Annotated in this window: 15 protein-coding genes; 9 read left to right on the plus strand and 6 right to left on the minus strand. The window is 50.0% G+C overall.

Annotated elements, in window-relative coordinates; genetic code table 11:
* Positions 1-68 precede the first annotated feature (68 nt).
* The 3 genes from ACO6UX_RS20855 to ACO6UX_RS20865 all read right to left on the minus strand — a co-directional run bounded on the left by ACO6UX_RS20855 (position 69) and on the right by ACO6UX_RS20865 (position 3,831).
* Positions 69-1,331 (minus strand): hydrolase, encoded by a 1,263-nt coding sequence (locus tag ACO6UX_RS20855; protein ID WP_422450242.1) that lies wholly within the window; start codon positions 1,329-1,331, stop codon positions 69-71.
* Positions 1,332-1,453: 122 nt separating this feature from the next.
* A complete protein-coding gene (locus ACO6UX_RS20860; protein WP_422450243.1) occupies positions 1,454-2,668 on the minus strand; it encodes an aspartate aminotransferase family protein in 1,215 nt (404 codons plus the stop codon).
* A gap of 488 nt (positions 2,669-3,156) precedes the next feature.
* Positions 3,157-3,831, minus strand: a complete 675-nt coding sequence (locus ACO6UX_RS20865) for a hypothetical protein (protein ID WP_422450244.1) — start codon at positions 3,829-3,831, stop codon at positions 3,157-3,159.
* A 149-nt stretch (positions 3,832-3,980) separates the two neighbouring features.
* Here ACO6UX_RS20865 and ACO6UX_RS20870 point away from each other — a divergent pair, with 149 nt between their 5' ends.
* Complete coding sequence (locus tag ACO6UX_RS20870; RefSeq protein ID WP_422450245.1) at positions 3,981-4,241, plus strand: DUF2061 domain-containing protein; 261 nt, start codon at positions 3,981-3,983, stop codon at positions 4,239-4,241.
* On the opposite strand, the gene ACO6UX_RS20875 is transcribed toward ACO6UX_RS20870, so the two are convergent.
* Complete coding sequence (locus ACO6UX_RS20875) at positions 4,213-5,079, minus strand: 6-carboxytetrahydropterin synthase (protein ID WP_422450246.1); 867 nt, start codon at positions 5,077-5,079, stop codon at positions 4,213-4,215. The two genes, ACO6UX_RS20870 and ACO6UX_RS20875, sit on opposite strands and share 29 nt — an antisense overlap.
* 243 nt (positions 5,080-5,322) lie before the next feature.
* On the opposite strand from ACO6UX_RS20875, the gene bioA reads away from it, so the two are divergent.
* Together bioA and ribH are read left to right on the plus strand one after the other, a co-directional pair.
* The gene (gene bioA / locus ACO6UX_RS20880) at positions 5,323-6,612 is read left to right on the plus strand and encodes an adenosylmethionine--8-amino-7-oxononanoate transaminase (RefSeq protein WP_422450247.1); all 1,290 of its coding nucleotides are present in this window, start codon (positions 5,323-5,325) and stop codon (positions 6,610-6,612) included.
* 81 nt (positions 6,613-6,693) lie between these two features.
* Positions 6,694-7,191, plus strand: coding sequence for a 6,7-dimethyl-8-ribityllumazine synthase (gene ribH / locus ACO6UX_RS20885; protein ID WP_422450248.1), 498 nt, complete (start codon positions 6,694-6,696; stop codon positions 7,189-7,191).
* A gap of 207 nt (positions 7,192-7,398) precedes the next feature.
* On the opposite strand, the gene ACO6UX_RS20890 is transcribed toward ribH, so the two are convergent.
* Positions 7,399-8,625 carry a dicarboxylate/amino acid:cation symporter gene (locus tag ACO6UX_RS20890; protein ID WP_422450249.1) on the minus strand — a complete coding sequence of 409 codons (1,227 nt, stop codon included), beginning with the start codon at positions 8,623-8,625 and terminating at the stop codon, positions 7,399-7,401.
* A 402-nt stretch (positions 8,626-9,027) separates the two neighbouring features.
* Between ACO6UX_RS20890 and ACO6UX_RS20895 the strand changes: the two genes are divergently transcribed.
* The 5 genes from ACO6UX_RS20895 to ACO6UX_RS20915 all read left to right on the plus strand — a co-directional run bounded on the left by ACO6UX_RS20895 (position 9,028) and on the right by ACO6UX_RS20915 (position 13,578).
* The gene (locus ACO6UX_RS20895; protein ID WP_422450250.1) at positions 9,028-9,303 is read left to right on the plus strand and encodes a hypothetical protein; all 276 of its coding nucleotides are present in this window, start codon (positions 9,028-9,030) and stop codon (positions 9,301-9,303) included.
* A 130-nt stretch (positions 9,304-9,433) separates the two neighbouring features.
* Positions 9,434-10,075, plus strand: a complete 642-nt coding sequence (locus ACO6UX_RS20900) for an MBL fold metallo-hydrolase (protein ID WP_422450251.1) — start codon at positions 9,434-9,436, stop codon at positions 10,073-10,075.
* Between the two features lie 19 nt (positions 10,076-10,094).
* Positions 10,095-10,754: an OmpA family protein gene (locus tag ACO6UX_RS20905; protein WP_422450252.1), complete on the plus strand. Its 660-nt coding sequence runs from the start codon at positions 10,095-10,097 to the stop codon at positions 10,752-10,754.
* A gap of 403 nt (positions 10,755-11,157) precedes the next feature.
* Positions 11,158-12,621 (plus strand): PTS glucose transporter subunit IIBC, encoded by a 1,464-nt coding sequence (ptsG, locus tag ACO6UX_RS20910; protein ID WP_422450253.1) that lies wholly within the window; start codon positions 11,158-11,160, stop codon positions 12,619-12,621.
* Between the two features lie 432 nt (positions 12,622-13,053).
* Positions 13,054-13,578, plus strand: coding sequence for a hypothetical protein (locus ACO6UX_RS20915; RefSeq protein WP_422450254.1), 525 nt, complete (start codon positions 13,054-13,056; stop codon positions 13,576-13,578).
* A gap of 29 nt (positions 13,579-13,607) precedes the next feature.
* Here ACO6UX_RS20915 and ACO6UX_RS20920 read toward each other — a convergent pair whose 3' ends face one another.
* A complete protein-coding gene (locus ACO6UX_RS20920) occupies positions 13,608-15,125 on the minus strand; it encodes a YifB family Mg chelatase-like AAA ATPase (protein ID WP_422450255.1) in 1,518 nt (505 codons plus the stop codon).
* A 268-nt stretch (positions 15,126-15,393) separates the two neighbouring features.
* On the opposite strand from ACO6UX_RS20920, the gene ACO6UX_RS20925 reads away from it, so the two are divergent.
* Complete coding sequence (locus tag ACO6UX_RS20925; protein ID WP_422450256.1) at positions 15,394-18,333, plus strand: hypothetical protein; 2,940 nt, start codon at positions 15,394-15,396, stop codon at positions 18,331-18,333.
* The last annotated feature ends 203 nt before the right edge of the window (positions 18,334-18,536 follow it).

An 18,536-nucleotide genomic window follows, 5' to 3' on the forward strand; every position in this document is an offset into this window, starting at 1 on the left:
TCGGACAGCCTCCTAGGTCGTCTTCAGAAATGACCGGCTTTTCAGGTTATCCATAACAGAATGAGTCATTAATCGCTCTTTAACCAGTTCATATTTTCTCCCGAGGCGCTGGCATGGGCCAGACTCAATAATAATGCCGCACTGAGCCTGGCTCTTGGCACAAGGCTTTTGACGTTTAAATATTCCTGATCACTGTGGATCGCTCCTCCCTGAACCCCAAGCGTATCGATATTGGGAATCCCGGCTGAGGCAAGGTTGTTACCATCGCAACAACCGCCCGTCGGTTTAATGTCCAGGGGAATACCCAACTCATGCCCGATGTTTTTTGCCAGTGTCAGCAGTTGTTTATTGGCAGGACTGAGTACTTTGGGCTTGCGCGTAAATCCGCCATGCAGTTCCAGTTGAATGCCATCGCGCTGATTGATGCTTTCGATGATCTCGCTCAGCTTTTCCAGGCACCACTGTTCATCATCCGGCTGTTCCAGGCGGATGTTAAACTTGTGAATACAGCGATCAGGCACGATGTTGGTCGGGCCACCACCATGAATGTAGCCGGGGTTAAAGGTGATCCCGGGTTGTTGACCATTCAGGTCGTCCATGGCGGCAACAAAATCACAGAGGGCACGAATGGCATTGCGCCCCAGGTGATGTTCACGGCCTGCATGAGCCGCTTTGCCATGGCTGACCACGGTAAAATTTCCACTGCCTTTGCGTTGCCCGGCCAGGTTGCCATCGGGAAAGCAGGGCTCGAAGATCATGCCCAGATGGACGTGTTGTGCAGCCTCTTGAATCAGGGGGGCTGAGCCGGGAGAGCCAATCTCTTCATCCGGGTTAAACAGTATTTCCCAGCCGATCTGTTCAGCCCATGGGCTTTGCTCAAGCACTTCCAGCGCCTTGAGCATTACCAGAATACCGCCTTTTAAATCAGTAACCCCGGGGCCATTGATGGTGTCATCATCCAGCCAGCGGACCTTTTGAAAAGGGCTGTCTTCTGGAAAAACCGTATCCATGTGACCGCACAGAAAGACCTGAAGAGGTGCTTCAGGGCGTTTGCGAATTCTTAATGCATCACCTAGTGGGTGCTGAATGATTTCTCCGCTGTCGTTTACCACCTTCCATGGGTTTACAGGTATGCGTTCATGGTCTTTTGATAAGTCAGAGGTCAGGGTCAGGAGCTGTTCCAGCACCTGGTTGACACCGTCACGGTTAAGGCTGCCAGAATTTATTTCTGCCAGTTCAATGGTTCTGGCCAACATTTCATCATGCTGATTATTGAGTAAATCCAGCCAGGGGAGAATTTCAGGGGGAAGGGTTTTTGCTGGCTTAACCATACGACATTCTCATTCTGTTTTTACTTCGGGTATGGAGTGTCAGATCAGGCAGGGTATGCATTCCCACGCGCAGCGCGGGAACGAGAAGTACCTCTGCCGACATGGCGAGGCGTTCAGGGCTCTCAGGCAGAAACCACGGTAGCAACCGCTCGTTCCAGCCGTGCCATACCCTCGTCAATGTCTTCATCAGGAATAATAAGTGATGGTGCAAAGCGCAGGACATTCGGCCCGGCAACCAGCAGCATCAGCCCTTCGTCTGCTGCAGCGGCAAGAATGTCTTTACCCTTTCCGTGATACTTCTCAACCAGTTCAGCGCCAATCAGCAGGCCTTTACCCCGCACGTCAGCAAAGATGCCATATTTGCTGTTAATCGATTCCAGGTGCTTACGGAAGCGGTCATGCTTGTTACTGACGTTAGCCAGCAGTTGTGGGTCATTAATGGTTTTGATCACTTCCAGGGCTACGGCACAGGCCAGTGGGTTACCGCCGTAGGTGCTGCCGTGGGTACCAAAACCAAAACTTTCCGCTACTTTGTTGGTGGTGAGCATGGCACCGATCGGGAAGCCTCCACCAAGGGATTTGGCGCTGGTCAGAATGTCCGGTGTGACACCAAGGCCCATATAGGCAAAGAGTTGGCCGGTTCTGCCCATACCGGACTGGACTTCATCTAAAACCAGCAGGGCATTATGCTGGTCACAGAGCTCTCTGACCCCTTTGATAAATTCAGGGTCAGCAGGAATAACCCCACCTTCACCTTGGATAGGCTCAGCGACAACAGCGCAGGTACGGTCAGACATCAGGGCTTTGAGTGCCTCAAGGTCGTTGTAGGTGGTGTGCAGAACACCGCCGGGAACTGGCTCAAAGCCCTCACAGTATTTCTTTTGTCCACCGACGGTCACAGTAAAGAGTGTTCTGCCATGGAACGATTGGTAGAATGAGACGATCTCATGCTTATCCGGGCCAAAGTTATCGTACGCGTACTTTCTGGCCAGCTTAAACGCGGCCTCATTGGCTTCTGCACCGGAATTACAGAAGAAGATTTTGTCCGCAAAGGTGTTGTTGATTAACTGTTGAGCCAATTCGAGAGCCGGTTCATTGGTATAAACATTACTCAGATGCCACAGTTCTTCACCTTGCTTTTTCAGGGCATCAATCAGGGCCGGGTGGCAATGTCCCAAAGCATTGACGGCGATGCCGCCGGCAAAGTCCAGATACTCTTTTCCTTCCTGATCCCAGATTCGTGACCCTTTCCCACGCACAGGCACCATGGCTTGGGGCGCATAATTGGGAACCATAACCTGATTAAAGGTTGAACGATCGACGGCGTGCTCTAACATGCTATTACCTCCTGGTTATAGTGGGCCCGGGAAATTCCACCGCTTCGGTGATTCTCTGAAGTTCGAACGGCTCATTCCTGTTCGAATAGCTGCTCAAATGGCTAAAGCCCGCTTTTATCATTTATACGAGTAATTCTACACAAGCCTCAAGAGTTTGTACGGGTATATTTTCGTTCTTATAGGTTTCTCCCCTGCATTTTTCTAAACAGGTAATAAAGTACTGGTACTACCGCTAGAGTCAGCAGTGTGGATACCCGCAGGCCGCCAATAATTGTCCAGCCTGTGGGTGACCACACCACCGAGTCGGACAGTGTCAAGGGCCGCAGAGCTGGCAAACGGTTACACCAGCCGCAGGATGACCGGATCTCTGGTTTTGTTGACTTGTTATCGATGCATACATTTCCCGGAAGAACTTCATTCACGAGGGGGTTATGGCATTGAGAGGAAAGGCGTTGGAACCACTCTCAGCAGAGAGTGGCTTTACAGGCTCAGCGAAAGCGCTTGCTGGCAATCTCTGCCTGCTTTAATTCATGCTGAATAGCACCGTAGATCTGCTGAAACTCACTGTCATAGCGAACCAGGCTTTGGCTGAACTCGGGCATTAACTGAGCCATTGACTCGCCGGTATTCTCCGGGAGTGTCTCCGGGATCAGTTTGATCGCTTGAGTTAAATGGTATTCCGTTTGACGGACAAAGGTCATCAGGCGCTCATACTCTGTGCCCATGTTTTGCAGGTCCGGTTTTCCCCCTGAACGGGAAAGAGCCATTGCATCAAATACCTGCTGAAGTCGCACATCGTACTCTGCCAGAGCGGCATTCACTTGCTTCAGCTGGCTAACCTGGCCTGCATCCACCGCAGCGCCAACCGGAGCGACAGGGGCTTCCTGAACACTATTACTGGCATCGATAACTGCCACTTCGGGCTGTTTGCCAAGCGCCATATCCGGGCGAAACGGATTGGCAGCCGACAGGTTGGCCAGCAGGTTTTCTACTTTATCGAAATCCATCTCCAGCATTTTGGGGAGCTCCGTCAGCTGATTGGTATAGCTGGTTTCAACTTTATCCTCGGCAGCCGCCTGGACTGAAGGGCCTATCTGCGGGTCTCTAACAGGGTCGGGTTGGAATGGGCGGTTATTGATCTGATCCGTCAGTGACGACGACATAGCACGTTCTCCTTTTTGGCCATTACCTAAAGATTAGTTGATAGTTTTTTTCTATCAGTTTGCTTGTGTTGTTTTATTTTTATAATTGATAATCATTCTCATAGAATAAAGCCAATAACGACGAAAAATTATCAAGACCGGAGAACACCATGGCTAAAACAGTTTCTTTTGCAGCAGTCCACTTTTGTGTTGCGTTTTCAGTAGGCTACCTGATGACCGGTGATGTTATGATCGGTGGTGCCCTGGCGATGGTTGAGCCTGCTGTGAATACAGTGGCTTATTATTTTCACGAAAAGGTCTGGAATCGATCTGAAAAGGCCAGCCCAAAGACTGCCGACACAGCTTTCAACCCGCTGAAGGCTCTTAATCAGCTGAGGGCTCTCAACCCACTGAAGGCTCTGAATGCATAGCAATAGCTCCCTTATTCAGACCTTCAAAAGCGACGACCCGGATGGTTTTACCTGGCTTTCGCTCCGCCAGAGAGCGGGCAATATGGCTGGCAAGCAGTTCAACCGTGGAATCGGTATCGATGATATAACAGTGAGCACTTGGCAGGCTGAGTTCGAAGTAACCTTGTTTGGCCGTGTAGCTGAATCGGTAATGATCCAGGTTGTTGTCCGTGAAGGAGTCCTTTAGATCCTCTTTTGTGGCTACATAGATGTCACGCCACTTTGCTGCCCACCATGCCTCCAGCGCCTGATCCCGCTGTTCATCGACAAAAACCTGAATCTGTGAGCGATGGCCATGGGCAATCCGCTGGCAATCCCCATCGTGTTTCTTCAACCCATGGCTGTAGTGATAGTAAGCCCCGCCAATCTCCTCAGGGTATAGCCTGAGTTCAACCCTGGTAACATTGTCTGGCAGCTCCTGTTGTACGGCATCCTCCAGAAAGGGGGTGAGTAACTCCGGAGTGATCGTTTCGGCATCCACCAGCAACACAGCCTGTGCCGGTGCTGAACAGGTAATCTCCCCACGACGTGATTTGAAGCTGACAACTAACTGATCTTTGTTATGGGTAATGGAAGTTGCTTCTGCCTTCAGGGGAATCAGAAGGCGGTGATCCGACAGGCTGTCCAGTAAGGCTTTAACCTGTTTCTTTACATGGCCAAAATCAAACACCATGCCCTGATGATCAAGCTCACCACCCAGCACCACATCCACAAGCCAGGTTTCACCCACCAGTCCTCGCGTTGGACAGAGGTAACTGAAGTCCAGGGTAGTCAGCTGGTTTACGAACAGAGCCTGCATATTACTTCCACAATCAATAATGGTGAATGGATTTGAAAATCATCTGATTTTGGAACGAACTATTCAAATTATCCACAGGGGCAGAGTAGGCCAGGATCCCGAAAACAGCCATAAGCGGACTCATGCCCATATATGGGCCTGATAAATTGATGGGTATAAAGTACTGTTTACGCTTGCTACAGAACAGCCCCGCGATTATCTTCTCCTACCGGAAAGGTCAATACGTATCAAAAGGAGTCAGGCTTGAGCCCTGTTATAACCCCGGAAGAACTGGTGTTTGATGCCGAACATATCTGGCACCCCTACAGTAAGACCATTAATCGGGTGGATATGTTCCCGGTGGTTGGGGCCGAAGGTGTCTATTTGCACCTGAATGATGGTCGCCGGGTTATTGATGGCATGTCTTCCTGGTGGTGCATGGTGCATGGCTATAACCATCCTGAAATGAATGCGGCACTAAAGCATCAGATTGATGATTTCTCCCATGTGATGTTTGGTGGCCTGACCCATAAACCGGCGATTGACCTGGCAAAAAAACTGGTGGCCATGACCCCGGAACCGATGCAAACGGTGTTTTTTGCTGACTCCGGCTCTGTGGCTGTTGAAGTCGCCATCAAAATGGCCATGCAATACTGGATTGCCCGGGAGCGACCTGAAAAAAACAAGATGCTGACCGTCAGGGGCGGGTATTACGGCGATACAACCGGTGGCATGTCTATTTGTGACCCAGATGGCGGCATGCATCACTGGTTTACCGGAATTCTGCCACAGCACTATTTTGTCTCCCGCCCTGAGTGCCGTTTCGGTGAAGCTTTGGCAGAGAGTCATATTAATGAGTTGCAGCAGATGCTGGACCAACGGGGAAGCCAGCTGGCGGGGGTGATTATTGAGCCCATTGTTCAGGGTGCCGGAGGCATGTATTTTTATTCCCCGGAATATCTGGTGCGTCTGCGCCAGCTGTGTGACGACTATGAAGTTCTGCTGATTCATGACGAAATTGCCACAGGGTTTGGTCGTACCGGCAAGCTGTTTGCCTGTGAGCATGCTGGCGTTGTTCCGGATATCATGTGTGTCGGAAAGGCTCTGACGGGTGGTTACATGACGATGGCGGCAACCCTCTGCTCCGAGCAGGTCAGCCGCACCATTTCTGAACATGGTCCGTTTATGCACGGCCCCACCTTTATGGCCAACCCACTGGCCTGTGCTGCCGGTAATGCCAGCCTGGAGATTTTATCCAGAGGCGAATGGCGTGGTCAGTTGACGGCGATTGAACAAACGCTCAGAGAAGACTTGATGCCTTGTGTTGACCTGCCTGCTGTTGCTGATGTCCGGGTGTTGGGTGGCATTGGGGTCGTGGAGTTGCAAGAACCGGTGGTGATGTCTGAAATCCAGCCGTTGTTTGTTGCAGAGGGCGTTTGGGTCCGGCCTTTTGGCAAGCTGGTGTACGTGATGCCACCCTACGTCATTTCCAGCGATGAGCTGAAAGCACTGTGTCGCGCTATTTGTCGGGTGCTTCATCGGGTTAGCCGCTGAACCGGTTTGCCGCAAGAGCAGTAGCCAGCTAACTTTCATTTTCACACTATTATTTAACCGTAACTTAAAGGAGTATTCCTGATGGGCGCTGGCCTTCCTAAAACCCCGGAACAGTTCCACAAAATTCCCCATGCACGACTGGCGATTATCGGCAGCAGTTGGCACAGTGACTGTGTCGATGCCATGATTAACCGGGCTCAAAAAGAGCTGCTGGCACTGGAGGTCAAGCCGGAGAATATCTCAATTCACAAAGTCCCGGGCTCACTGGAACTGCCGCTTGCGGCACGAATTCTGTTTGAAAAAGACCCTGAGCTGGATGCTATCCTGGCGTTTGGTGTGGTTCTGAAAGGGATCACCAGTCACGATGAAATGGTACTTCATGGTGTATTTGAAGGATTCATGGATGTCACAGAACGCTTCGGAAAACCTGTGATCAATGAAGTCATCGGAGTAGATAGCGTTGAGGACGCGCAAAAAAGAGCCGGTGATGATCACATGAACAAGGGCGTAGAGGCAGTCTACGCAACCTCTGAACTGTTGCACTGGATAAACCAGATTAAAGGAGATAAAACTTATTGAACCTGGTACAAGGTTTCAAGGCAATTGATGGGTTCCATCTATTATTGCCCCCCAAACTCCGTTCGTCCTGAGCGGAGTCGAAGGACGCAAACTCCATACCCTGATAAAGACTGTGCCAATCACCCTTCGTCCGTTCATCCTGAGCCGAGTCGAAGGGTGCTCAGGGTGAACGGAGATTGTGCGCATCAAACTCATTGAAAGGATGTACTAAGTCGGATCACTGCCATTGTGGTCCACCTGGCTCTCTCCCTCTGCCAACCCCATAGCGGGTAACAGGTCTGCGTTCACCATAGCGGTTACACAAGAGTCTGACCACACGTTAATGGCACTCTCGAGCATATCAATCAACGCATAAAACGGCAGAATAATAACCAGCAGTTGCAGTGGTACTCCCATCGCGGCAAGAAATGCGCTGGATAACATATAACACCCCATGGGCACACCGGCATTACCAATGGCGGCAATACTGGCAATGACGATCCATGAGAGTAACTCCAGGGGTGAGAACATGACGCCATTACTTTGTGAAACAAACAGAACCGTTATCAATATGAAAGCAGCACAAGCGTTCATATTGACAGTAATGCACAAAGGGAGGCTGAAACGGGCCACTTTACTCTGAACCCCCATGTTTTTTTCAGCGCAATCAACCGCATAGGGCAGAGCCGCCGCCGACGATTTGGCGAAAAAAGCCACGGTTAGCGCTGGCCACATGGCTCTCATGGTTTGCCAGGGAGAAATGCCTTTGAATTTCAGCAACAGCGGCAACATAAGGCCAGCCTGTACGATATTGGCCAGCACCACGCACAGCAGATAAAGAACAAGGTCCTGGAGAACCTTCTGACTGTGCAGATCGTGGATAAACTGGTTAACAAATGCCCAGACCGCCAGAGGCATAAGTTTCAGGATCAGGCCGGTCATCTTCATGATGGCAGCAAACATACTGTCAAAAAAGGCATGCAAAACAGCCTTGTGCCGTTTTTCCAGAGCCATAATGGCAGCACTGAGCAGAAGGGCCAGAAACAACACGCCCATCACATTATGAGTGTAAAAGGGCTCGATAAAACTGGCAGGAATCACGCCGAGCAGATAAGACCAATAACTGCCAGAGGGGCCTGAAGGTTCGGTGGCTCCGGCTAATGCATCAGCCTTTCCCGCCGGAGCAATGAATAAGTAAAGGACCAGGGCAACAGTAGCGGCAATCAGGGTAGTGATCACCGTGTATTTCAGAACCTGACCACCCAGGCGTTTTACCTCTGACGCTTCGCCCATTCCGGACAGAGTGGAAACCAGGGCAAAAAAGATAATGGGGAGGCTGATCAGTTTCAGCATGCGTATAAACAGGTCGGATACCACATCACCGGCCTGATTGAGTGCATTCAGGTCAAGCCATCCGGTGATAACTCCGAACAGTCCGGCTATGAGTAGAATCATAGTGCCATTTATAATGGGTTGTTTTTCCGTGTTTTTGTTACCTGGCTGCATAGCTTTTGGGGTCTGTCTACTGGATTGAACTCTGAGAATAGACACGATTTTTACGGGTTATTATTTTGTTTTGGTATTTACATAGTCACTATTGGTAGAGATAGCTTTATTCCTCGGACAGGCTCCTAGTCAGATTGACTGTTATTTGGTCGGCTTTATGGGGGCAGTTTGACTGACTTCATTTATTAATTTAATGAATAATTTTTCGCTCAATTATTTTTGCGGTGGAATATTCTTTTGGTACTTATGACCAGTTTTTTTTTGACTACACTACCTACCTCAAAGGCCCGTGCAGCTGAACACTAATGATTCCATAAAGTGACGCCTGCTGAATTACTGAGGAGTAGTAACGTGTTGAGACAAATCCACTTTTCACTATCCATCGCTGAGCCAAGGCCCGGGCTGACCCGAAAAAAATGGATCTATCATAAATATTCCCTGATCCCGGAGGTCTTTTCCAAAGAGGATTCAGATGATGCGGATGAGTACATACAGGAATGGAACTTTCCCCATCCCGGGCAGAAAGCATTTCTGCGGGTTGATCCTGCTGGCCTGGTCAATGCCAGTGTGGCTCTGATGCAGAAAATGAGACTTCAGTCAGGGAGGCGAACCTTTTCAAGGTTGTGAGATGCTGCGATCTAAATAAGCCGTTCGTGATTATTGCTGGCCATGGTAGCCCACTGCATATAAGGAAAGACCCGACAGAAAAATAATATTAGAATCCTGGCCGAACATAGCAAACTACTGTGAAGGTCAAATGACAAACCAACCAGCCTTTATCCGGCAGACTTTCCCTGTTGGGCCTCTGCAATGTAACTGTACAATTATTGGTGATCCGGTCACCCGTAAGGCATTTGTCGTAGATCCCGGTGGCGATCCTGACATTATTATGACCAAGCTCCGGGAGCTGGATCTACAGGTTGTCGCGCTTATCCACACCCATGCTCATCTGGATCATTTCCTGGCCAGTGGCGACATCAAAAAACAGACCGGTGCGCCCATCTATCTCCATCAGGGGGATAAGTTCCTCTGGGACAACCTTGAAATGCAATGCCGTATGTTCGGTGTTCCTTATAGCCCGGTTCCAGATCCTGATTACTGGTTAACAGATGATGAAGAACTGCCGTGCTGTGAAGGTGTGGCCATGCACACTCCGGGGCATACGCCCGGCTCCATGTGTTTCTGGTTTGAACAGCCAAAGCTTCTGATCGCCGGGGATACGCTGTTCCGCCGGTCAATTGGGCGAACAGACTTGTGGGGCGGAGACTACAAAGCCATTGAACGATCGATCAAACAAAGACTCTATACGCTGGACGAAGAAGCCATTGTGGTCACCGGACACGGTCCTGATACCACAATAGGTGAAGAAATTCGTGAAAATAGTATTATTCGCGGCTGATTTGCTTAGGAAAACCATTATGTCATTGAAAAGATTATTTGCCGTTGCCACCCTGTTGATGGGGTCTTTGCTGGCAGGCTGTCAGACAACCAATCCCTACACCGGTGAACAGCAGGCCAGCAAGTCAACCAAGTATGGCCTTGGTGGTGTTCTGGCGGGTGCTGCGATTGGTGCTATCGCCGATGGTGGTGATGGTGCACTGAAAGGTGCCATCATCGGTGGTGCGGCAGGTGCCGGTTATGGCCATTATCTGGATCGACAGGAAAGAGTACTGAGAGCAGAGCTGGAGGGAACCGGCGTACAGGTATACCGCCAGGGTGATGAGCTGAAACTGATTATGCCATCCAATATCACTTTCGACTCCAGCAAATCCGATATCAGATCGGCTTTCTATCCGGTGCTGGGTTCTGTGTCGAAAGTGTTCAGGGAGTACGACCGTAACATGATCGAAGTGGTTGGTTATACCGACAGTACCGGAGGGGATAAGATAAACGTACCTCTCTCCCAGGACCGGGCTGACAGTGTTGCTAACTATATTGCTTTTCAGGGGGTCAGCGGTGACCGCATTGTTGCCTATGGCCGTGGCTCTTCAGACCCTATTGGCAGCAATAAAACCGCTGAAGGTCGTGCCAAAAACCGTCGTGTAGAAATCAACCTTCTTCCCGTCCAGCCGCGATAAAAAAGAGTCGGAGCTCCCCTGGCGATTGCACAGGGGAGGGCGCGAAAGGTAGAGTGCTTTTTTGAAAACACAAAGGACGCGAAGAGCACGAAGTCTTTGAAAAGATGACTTCGTGAGCTTGGTGTCCTTTGTGGTTTAAGGCTTGTGTCACTTTCGCGACAACCTTTCTTGCTAATAGCCAATTGGGTAACGACTTCGGTATGGTGCTCGAATCAGCTCAACTTTTTATAAAAGAATAATAAAAAAGTGCCTTTAGATAACAGAAAGTCGATCGTTTTTTGATCTAAGTCAGTTCATAAGGTAAGCAAATGTATCAAAATCTCGCGCCCAAATTCAGATGATCAGAGCTGTCTTGGCAACGTTTTTATATTTTTTTTAAAAAACGGCAACTAAAGGTAAACAGGTGCAAAAAGCATTCTCCCTTCTACAAAAAATCGGGCGCTCGCTGATGCTGCCCGTGGCAATTCTGCCCGCTGCCGGTATCCTGCTGGGGGTAGGTAGTGCAAACTTTTCAATCTTTCCTGAAATCTTGAACCATATCATGGCTCAGGCGGGGGGGGCTGTTTTTGGTAATCTGCCTCTGCTGTTTGCTATCGGCGTGGTACTCAGCCTGACGGATAACGATGGTGTTTCTTCTCTGGCAGCGATTGTAGGCTATGTGGTTCTGCTCGCTACCATGGGGGTTATGGCCAACACTCTGGGTATCGAAACCAAAACCATCATGGGTATCGCTTCTATTGATACCGGTGTGTTTGGCGGCATCCTGGTGGGTATTCTGGCATCGGTCATGTTCAACCGCTTCTATAAAATCCAGCTGCCTGAGTACCTGGGCTTTTTTGCGGGCAAGCGCTTTGTGCCGATTATCACCGCTTTTGCTGCTATCGTGATGGGTGTGGCGCTGAGCTTTATCTGGCCACCCATCGGTAATGCCATTGATGCTTTTGGTAATTACGCCGTTGAAGGTAATCCTGTGACCATGGGCTTTGTCTATGGCTTTATCGAGCGTCTGCTGATTCCATTTGGTCTGCACCATATCTGGAACGTACCTTTCCAGTCTCAGATGGGTGAGTTTGTCACTGCTTCTGGCGTTGTGGTGAATGGTGACATTCCACGTTTCTTTGCCGGTGACCCGACTGCTGGCTTCCTGGCGGGTGGCTTCCTGTTCAAAATGTTTGGTCTGCCAGCGGCGGCGATTGCCATGTGGCGCAGCGCGAAAACCGAAAACCAGAAAGCGGTGGGCGGTATTATGATGTCTGCGGCTCTGACCTCTTTCCTGACCGGTATTACTGAGCCTATCGAATTCTCCTTCCTGTTTGTTGCGCCAATCCTGTACGGAATTCACGCACTGCTGGCAGGTATCGCATTTGTGATCACCAACTTCTTCGAAATCAGAATGGGCGGCTCGTTCTCCCACGGTCTGATTGACTACGCCCTGTCATTCAGCATTGGTACCAAACCAGCCATGATTCTGGTATGGGGCCTGGCTTACGCGGCGCTGTATTACACCGTGTTCACGCTTGTCATCAAGATGTTCAACCTGCGTACACCGGGTCGTGAACAGGAAGCAGAAACCGGGAATACTGCTGAAGCTGGCAGTGAGCTGGCCAGAAAATTGTTCATCGCTTTTGGTGGTCAGCGCAATATCAAGAGCATTGACGCCTGCATCACCCGTCTGCGTGTCACTGTGGATAAGCCAGAGAATGTGGATGTTGAAGCCATCAAGGCTCTGGGTGCCACCGCTGTGCTGGTGGTAGGCCAGAATATGCAGGCCATCTTTGGTCCACGTTCTGATCAGATCAAGACCGAGATGAACGAGCTGATGAAAAGTGGTCAGGCTCCGGAAACCGGCGAACTGGCCCTGGCCTGATAGTTAAGCTCGATAAAAGAGCAGTAAATGATTGTCTTTGCAGCCGTGCCCACGTTTATCGTGGGCACGGTTTTTTTTATTGGCAGGAAGGATAAATTACCGGTTTGTGGAGTCTAATGGGCGGCTAAATAACATAACTTATGTCTAGGAGCCTGTCGGACTTAAGCGTCCGTAGCGAGGATTGCGAGAAATTGAGGATAAAAATTTCTGCTTCTGAGGAGAATAGCGGGGCTATTTGACGAAGAAGTAGGAATTTTTAGACCAATTTATCGCAACCGCAGTAGGACAGTCTTAAGTCCGACAGGCTCCTGGCAGTTAAGAGGAGTGATTTCCGTGGAGGCAAGATCCGCAAGTTATGACCTTTGGCCTACACAGGACAGGTCTCGTGAGGACTCAGTTCAAGGGCGTTCTGAGGAAAGAGGCTCGGGTTTTATGCGGCGTATAAAAAGGATTTTCTGTCCGTGCTGTGTGCGTCAGCCAGAAATATTTGACCTGGTGGTTCCTGGCCAGGCACCGCTTCGTATAGATCTTCGCAATGAGCCTCAGCTACGTGACCGGCATATTGCTCAACTTGTCTCAGAGTGCATGCCCGGTAACGCTATGGATAATGACCGCCTGCAGATGACCAATGCAGTTATTGAGGGCTTGGTGGCGAATATGATCCGGGAAAGGGCCGATGTCGGCCGACAGGCTTCTGCGGAGGAGAGTAAGCCGGAGTTTGTAGGGATTCTTGAATCAAATATTGTTCCGTTCAATGAGATACCCGAACTACCGGCTGAGATATCCCGGGAAGGGATATCTAAAGAGTGTTGTATTGATTTGGGAGAGGTTGATGATCCTGTTCTCTGTAATAAGCAAACATACAGTTATCAACTCTTGGCAAAGCATTACATTAATAGTCTTGGCGAGGATCCCGTAGGGAATCCCTTAAATTGGCAAGAGGTTTACCGCTTATAAGGTTGGGTAATTTCAGCAGAAAATGAAAACTATTCCAGTGACTGACGATCCAACTGCCGATATTGCAGGGCTTCGCCCAGATGTGGGCTTTGCACCGAGGCACTGCCAGCAAGGTCGGCAATGGTTCTGGCCACTCGTAAAATCCGATGCAGCCCTCGGGTTGATATTTGCAGTTGCGCGGATGCCCTGGTGATCAGCTCTTTCTCCTTTTCACCCAGCGCACAGACTTCAAACAGCTCCCTGGACGACAGTTGGCAGTTGATTTTTCCCTGTCTGACCTGCTGTCTCTTCCGGGCGTTGATCACCAGCTCTCTCATCTGTTCTGAACCGGTTTCATCGTTGTTCTGAACAGCAGGCTCCATCATGGTTTGGATAGTCTGGGATGGCACCTCAATCTGAAGGTCAATACGATCCAGTAATGGCCCGGATAATTTGTTCCGGTAGCGTCTGATCTGGTCCGGTGAACACCGGCAGGTTCGCTGACTGTCACCCAGGTAACCACAGGGGCAGGGGTTCATGGCACCAACCAGCTGGAATCGGGCTGGAAAACGCTCCTGACCTTTGGCCCTGGTGATGACTACCTCACCATTTTCCAGGGGCTCTCTGAGTATTTCCAGGGCCGCGCGGGCAAACTCCGGCATTTCATCCAGAAACAGAACACCATGATGGGCAAAAGAGATCTCCCCCGGTTGCGGTATGCTGCCACCGCCCACCAGGGAAACCGATGAAGAGGAGTGGTGCGGTGTGCGAAAAGGGCGCTGCCAGAGGGTATCCATGGAGCTGGATGTGAGTGAATGAATTGCGGCCACATCAAGGGCTTCGCTCTCTGTCAGCGGTGGCAGCAATCCGGGCAGACGACTGGCCAGCATGGTTTTCCCGGTACCGGGTGGACCAAAGAGGAGCAGGTGATGCGAGCCGGTAGCGGCAATCAGTAACGCTCTTTTGGCTTGCTCCTGACCCCGGACATCCGCCAGGTCTGGATAGTTTGTTGTAAAACTGTTTCGGTCGGGTTTTGCCGGTTCAATCGGCGTCTTTTCCAGCAGGAAAGCGCAAACCTCCGGGAGACTGCGGGTGCCAATAATCGTGACGCTGCTGACCATGGCGGCAACAGAGGCATTCTGCTCAGGAAGAATCAATGCCCTGTTGATGTCTTTGCAGGCTAATGAAGCAGGAAGCACCGCCCGGACAGGGCGAAGATGACCAGAAAGCGCCAGTTCACCAAGAAATTCCCTATCTTCAAGAGCCTCACCCGGCAGTTGTCCCGAAGCCACCAGAATGCCCAGGGCAATGGGCAGATCAAAGCGACCGCCTTCTTTCGGGAGGTCGGCCGGGGCTAAATTCACCGTGATGCGACCATCGGGAAATTCAAAGCCACTATTAATAAGTGCACTGCGCACCCGGTCTTTACTCTCGCGAACCGCCGCTTCCGGCAGGCCGACAATATTCAAACCGGGCAGGCCCTGGGAAAGATGGACTTCTACCGAAACCGCAGGTGCACGTATGCCCTGATTTGCCCGAGTGTAAACCTGCGCCAGTGTTGAAGGCATTGTTATTATTGACCGATTAAACAACGTTAATGGATCAAAGATAGCAGCTTATGAAAGAGTTACTGTGTAATTTGCGCCATTCAAACATTCAACAATGTTAATCAGGAACTTCTTTGCATCGTAATAGTCAGATCGAATAAAAGTTTACATTTACAGCATCCAGGTGGATAAAAAATAAGTCTATTAAAAGCGTCGAACTATGAATACGGTTGATTGCTGCAGAAATGCTTTACCAGCGAAGAAACAAAAAAAAGATACGCAAACAGCGGTGTCCAGTTCATCTGATGATAGTGACAGTCACTGGTTCATCACGTCTTCTGCCTTTACCAATGTCGCTTCAGCCGAAGTTGGAGCGGGAGTAATACAGAAGGCATTTTCATCCACTGCGGGGTTACTGAAATCAACAGAGGCAAAACAACCCGGGCTACCTCGCTCTGTTGCTATTCAACCTTCTGCTGACCCTTTTATTGATGGTCCTGCCCGTCCTGTATCTGGCCATCAACGCCAGTTGCTTGCCTGTTATTTACAGCTGCCAGAGGAAATAACCAGTAAAGAAGAGTTTAACCAAAGGATAAAATTTTCCAGTTGGCTGAGTAGAGCCTGGGTGCTTCAACATACCCGGGTAGAGGTTCTTAAGAGTGTGCTGACGGCTGACCTGGTCAAAGACTATGAATTGTATCTCCAGGATTTGCCTCCGGCTGCAATCACTGAAGCCCTTGCCCGGGAGTGCCTGAAAAAAAATGTCGGGCTGGAGTGGTTTTATCAAAATCTCCCGGCCCGGTTGAAAACCCGTTCATTTAATAAATTTTGCCTTCGGATCGGTGCTCTGCCAGTCAATATCGCCTCTGATTATGTCCGGTCAGTTCAGTTTCCTGATCTGGTGGCGACTTGTCCGGATACCCTGAAGTATGTGCCCCCCGAGCATCAAAATTATCCCCTGTGCCTGGAGGCGATCAAAAAAAAACCCAAGTTAATTGAGTTTGTGAATCCTTGTGCGACGTTTTACCCCGAATTATGTTCCATGGCGGTACAGAAATTAAACTTTCTCTGCAACTCTATTTCAGAATCGGTAGCAGATCAGCTGATTGATCAATTGGGAATTACTGATTTGGAGGATATGCCGCAGTCTTTACGTACGTATCAGCGCTGCGTTAAGGCTATCAGGCAAACTGACCTGTTGAATCAGTTTGATTTTATCCCTCGCCAGATATTCCTGGAGCACCCGGAGCTGGCCAATGAGGTTTTTCACCGGCAATGGAGTTCTTCGCTCCTGAAGCAATTGCCTGATTCGGCAAAAACAGAAGATTTTTGCCGGCGATACCTGGATAAATGGCCTGGCTCTATTTCCGGGTGCCCCCCATCCCTGATGCGTGCTCATCCTGAATGGGTCGAGCGGGCAATAAGGGCAGGTGATTCAGATCGGGCTTTTCCTGAGTCGTTTCGAACTGTGGACTTGTACCGTCGCATACTGAGAATCTCCCCCTTGAACTGCTCTGTGCCAGAAAAAAAAATTCAGGATCATCCCGATCTTCTGTTCCTGGCGGCCAGCAGTGGCTTATACTCCCTGAAAAAAATTCCAGCTCCGTTAAGAACCATGGATGTCTGCTGTTTGGCCCTTGAGGCTGCCGCGCCAAATTTAAAAACCATAAAGCATGTGCCTGAACCCCTTCGCCACCAGCTACCTTATGATTTATTGCTGGCCATTGCCCCTCAATATCTCCCACAGGACATTCGCCAGGCAATGGTAGCCAGGGGGGATACCTGTATGCCATTGTCCTGCCGACAACGGGGCAAGCCGATAATGCATCGATATATTTTGCTGGAACCGCTGGAGCCGCGACCTTTTGATGAACTCAAGTTTTCCAGCAGTATATTTTTGCAGAAAGCCTTATTAAGCAGTGCTCCGTTTACCCTGCGCAACCTTGCCATGGGGCATGCGCTACAGAAAAGCATTGAGCAGCACTGTTGCCAGCAGAAACAGAGACTGCACCAGGCACAGTTGCCAGTATGGACGGAGCCGTTATCCGGGAATTGTACTGTTTATGGGGGGCGGGCATTAATGATGAACACCCGTACGAAGATATCCCGCATGAAATTTCTGCGCTGCGGGGAGCCATTGAAAGATTTTTTCCGGGAAGAGGCCGTCCACCGTTTTGTCTGGAACCACCGTTGGCTTGGGGGATCGCTGAAAAGTGAAGTACCGAGGCCTGTCGGGTTGAAGCTGGTACCGGTTGAACTGATGCCTGAAGACATTTTTGCTGACTTTCGTTCAAGGCTGGAAACGGTGGTGGTGGACAGCCGGTCTTTTTATCTGACGTATCAATTCACTACACGCAATCAGGATTACAGCACACTGGCTCATCAGAAAGACCCTGACGGTAACAGCACCCGCGCAGAGCAGGGCTTGATTAACGCCAGTTATGACTTGGGGGTGTGGAGCAGCCTGGGCGCTGTGCACACCTCCACGATCCGGGCGTACCATTCGTTTCAAGATAACCGCCGAGAGCTGTTTCTCTGTTTTATGTTTAACCATGCCCGGGCATTTCCAGGAGCATTAACGGCCTGGGACAGCAAGGCTACTGATGAATCGGATTGGGGGTACTCCGGTTTAAGGGATATTGGCGATATGGAATTTTACCCCGGAATCACCAGCTATTTTGATGCCGCTGATACTACTGCTTTTATGCCACCAGGCTTTGATCAGCGTGTGGCATTCATGAACGCTTTTTGTGAAAATATGGTGGCAGCGGTGCTCCATTACGCCAGAATGCATCGGGATGACTCGGATTATCACTATAAGGATGCCAAAGGCCGGGCAAAACTCGGTGCTTTTATTGATCAGGCCATCGGGGCCTTTTTATCCGGACTGATCGGCAGGTCGGTGAAAACCGCAGAGTATTTTGAATCGCCGGAAATCTTCCAGCAATGGCTGGAAAAAACCACGGCAGAAACCACATTATGGACTGCCCGGCAGGATCTGAATTCTGATTGTTTTGCCCGCAGTATTAATGAAAACAGGTGTTATCCAGCGGAAGTCTACCCAGATCAGAAAATTAATTATCGCCGATACCAATACCCTGAGGATTTCACCAGTAATGGCCAGGATAACCTGGGTAATAATCATGGTCAGTTTGGGTTGACACTGCTGATTCGGGGCCTTTATCAGGTCGCTGCGGTGCTGGCTGTTGAGCTCGGTGGTGGCCAGTGAAGCGGTTTATGCCTTTGTTGAACTGAGCATTAAGGACATATTCTTGTCAAAACTCTGTCATTAGTCAGTGGTTTATCGAGGCAGCACATTACAATCTCATTGCGTAGGCTCATTTTGTGAGTACTGCAAGTCTCGCTAATGTTGTGGTTATTCAATGATCTAAACTCTGAAGAGTTATTCATTAATTGTTCACGGAGAGAGCA

Source organism: Endozoicomonas sp. ALB091 (assembly GCF_049310265.1).
Lineage (GTDB): Bacteria > Pseudomonadota > Gammaproteobacteria > Pseudomonadales > Endozoicomonadaceae > Endozoicomonas.

What these genes read in the sequence shown, in the direction of transcription:
- ACO6UX_RS20900 (WP_422450251.1), top strand. Translation starts at nt 9,434, where the DNA reads ATGACAAACCAACCAGCCTTTATCCGGCAGACTTTCCCTGTTGGGCCT.
- ACO6UX_RS20865 (WP_422450244.1), bottom strand. Translation starts at nt 3,831, where the DNA reads ATGTCGTCGTCACTGACGGATCAGATCAATAACCGCCCATTCCAACCC.
- ACO6UX_RS20915 (WP_422450254.1), top strand. Translation starts at nt 13,054, where the DNA reads ATGCGGCGTATAAAAAGGATTTTCTGTCCGTGCTGTGTGCGTCAGCCA.
- ACO6UX_RS20860 (WP_422450243.1), bottom strand. Translation starts at nt 2,668, where the DNA reads ATGTTAGAGCACGCCGTCGATCGTTCAACCTTTAATCAGGTTATGGTT.
- ACO6UX_RS20905 (WP_422450252.1), top strand. Translation starts at nt 10,095, where the DNA reads ATGTCATTGAAAAGATTATTTGCCGTTGCCACCCTGTTGATGGGGTCT.
- ACO6UX_RS20870 (WP_422450245.1), top strand. Translation starts at nt 3,981, where the DNA reads ATGGCTAAAACAGTTTCTTTTGCAGCAGTCCACTTTTGTGTTGCGTTT.
- ribH (WP_422450248.1), top strand. Translation starts at nt 6,694, where the DNA reads ATGGGCGCTGGCCTTCCTAAAACCCCGGAACAGTTCCACAAAATTCCC.
- ACO6UX_RS20890 (WP_422450249.1), bottom strand. Translation starts at nt 8,625, where the DNA reads ATGATTCTACTCATAGCCGGACTGTTCGGAGTTATCACCGGATGGCTT.
- ACO6UX_RS20920 (WP_422450255.1), bottom strand. Translation starts at nt 15,125, where the DNA reads ATGCCTTCAACACTGGCGCAGGTTTACACTCGGGCAAATCAGGGCATA.
- ACO6UX_RS20875 (WP_422450246.1), bottom strand. Translation starts at nt 5,079, where the DNA reads ATGCAGGCTCTGTTCGTAAACCAGCTGACTACCCTGGACTTCAGTTAC.
- ACO6UX_RS20855 (WP_422450242.1), bottom strand. Translation starts at nt 1,331, where the DNA reads ATGGTTAAGCCAGCAAAAACCCTTCCCCCTGAAATTCTCCCCTGGCTG.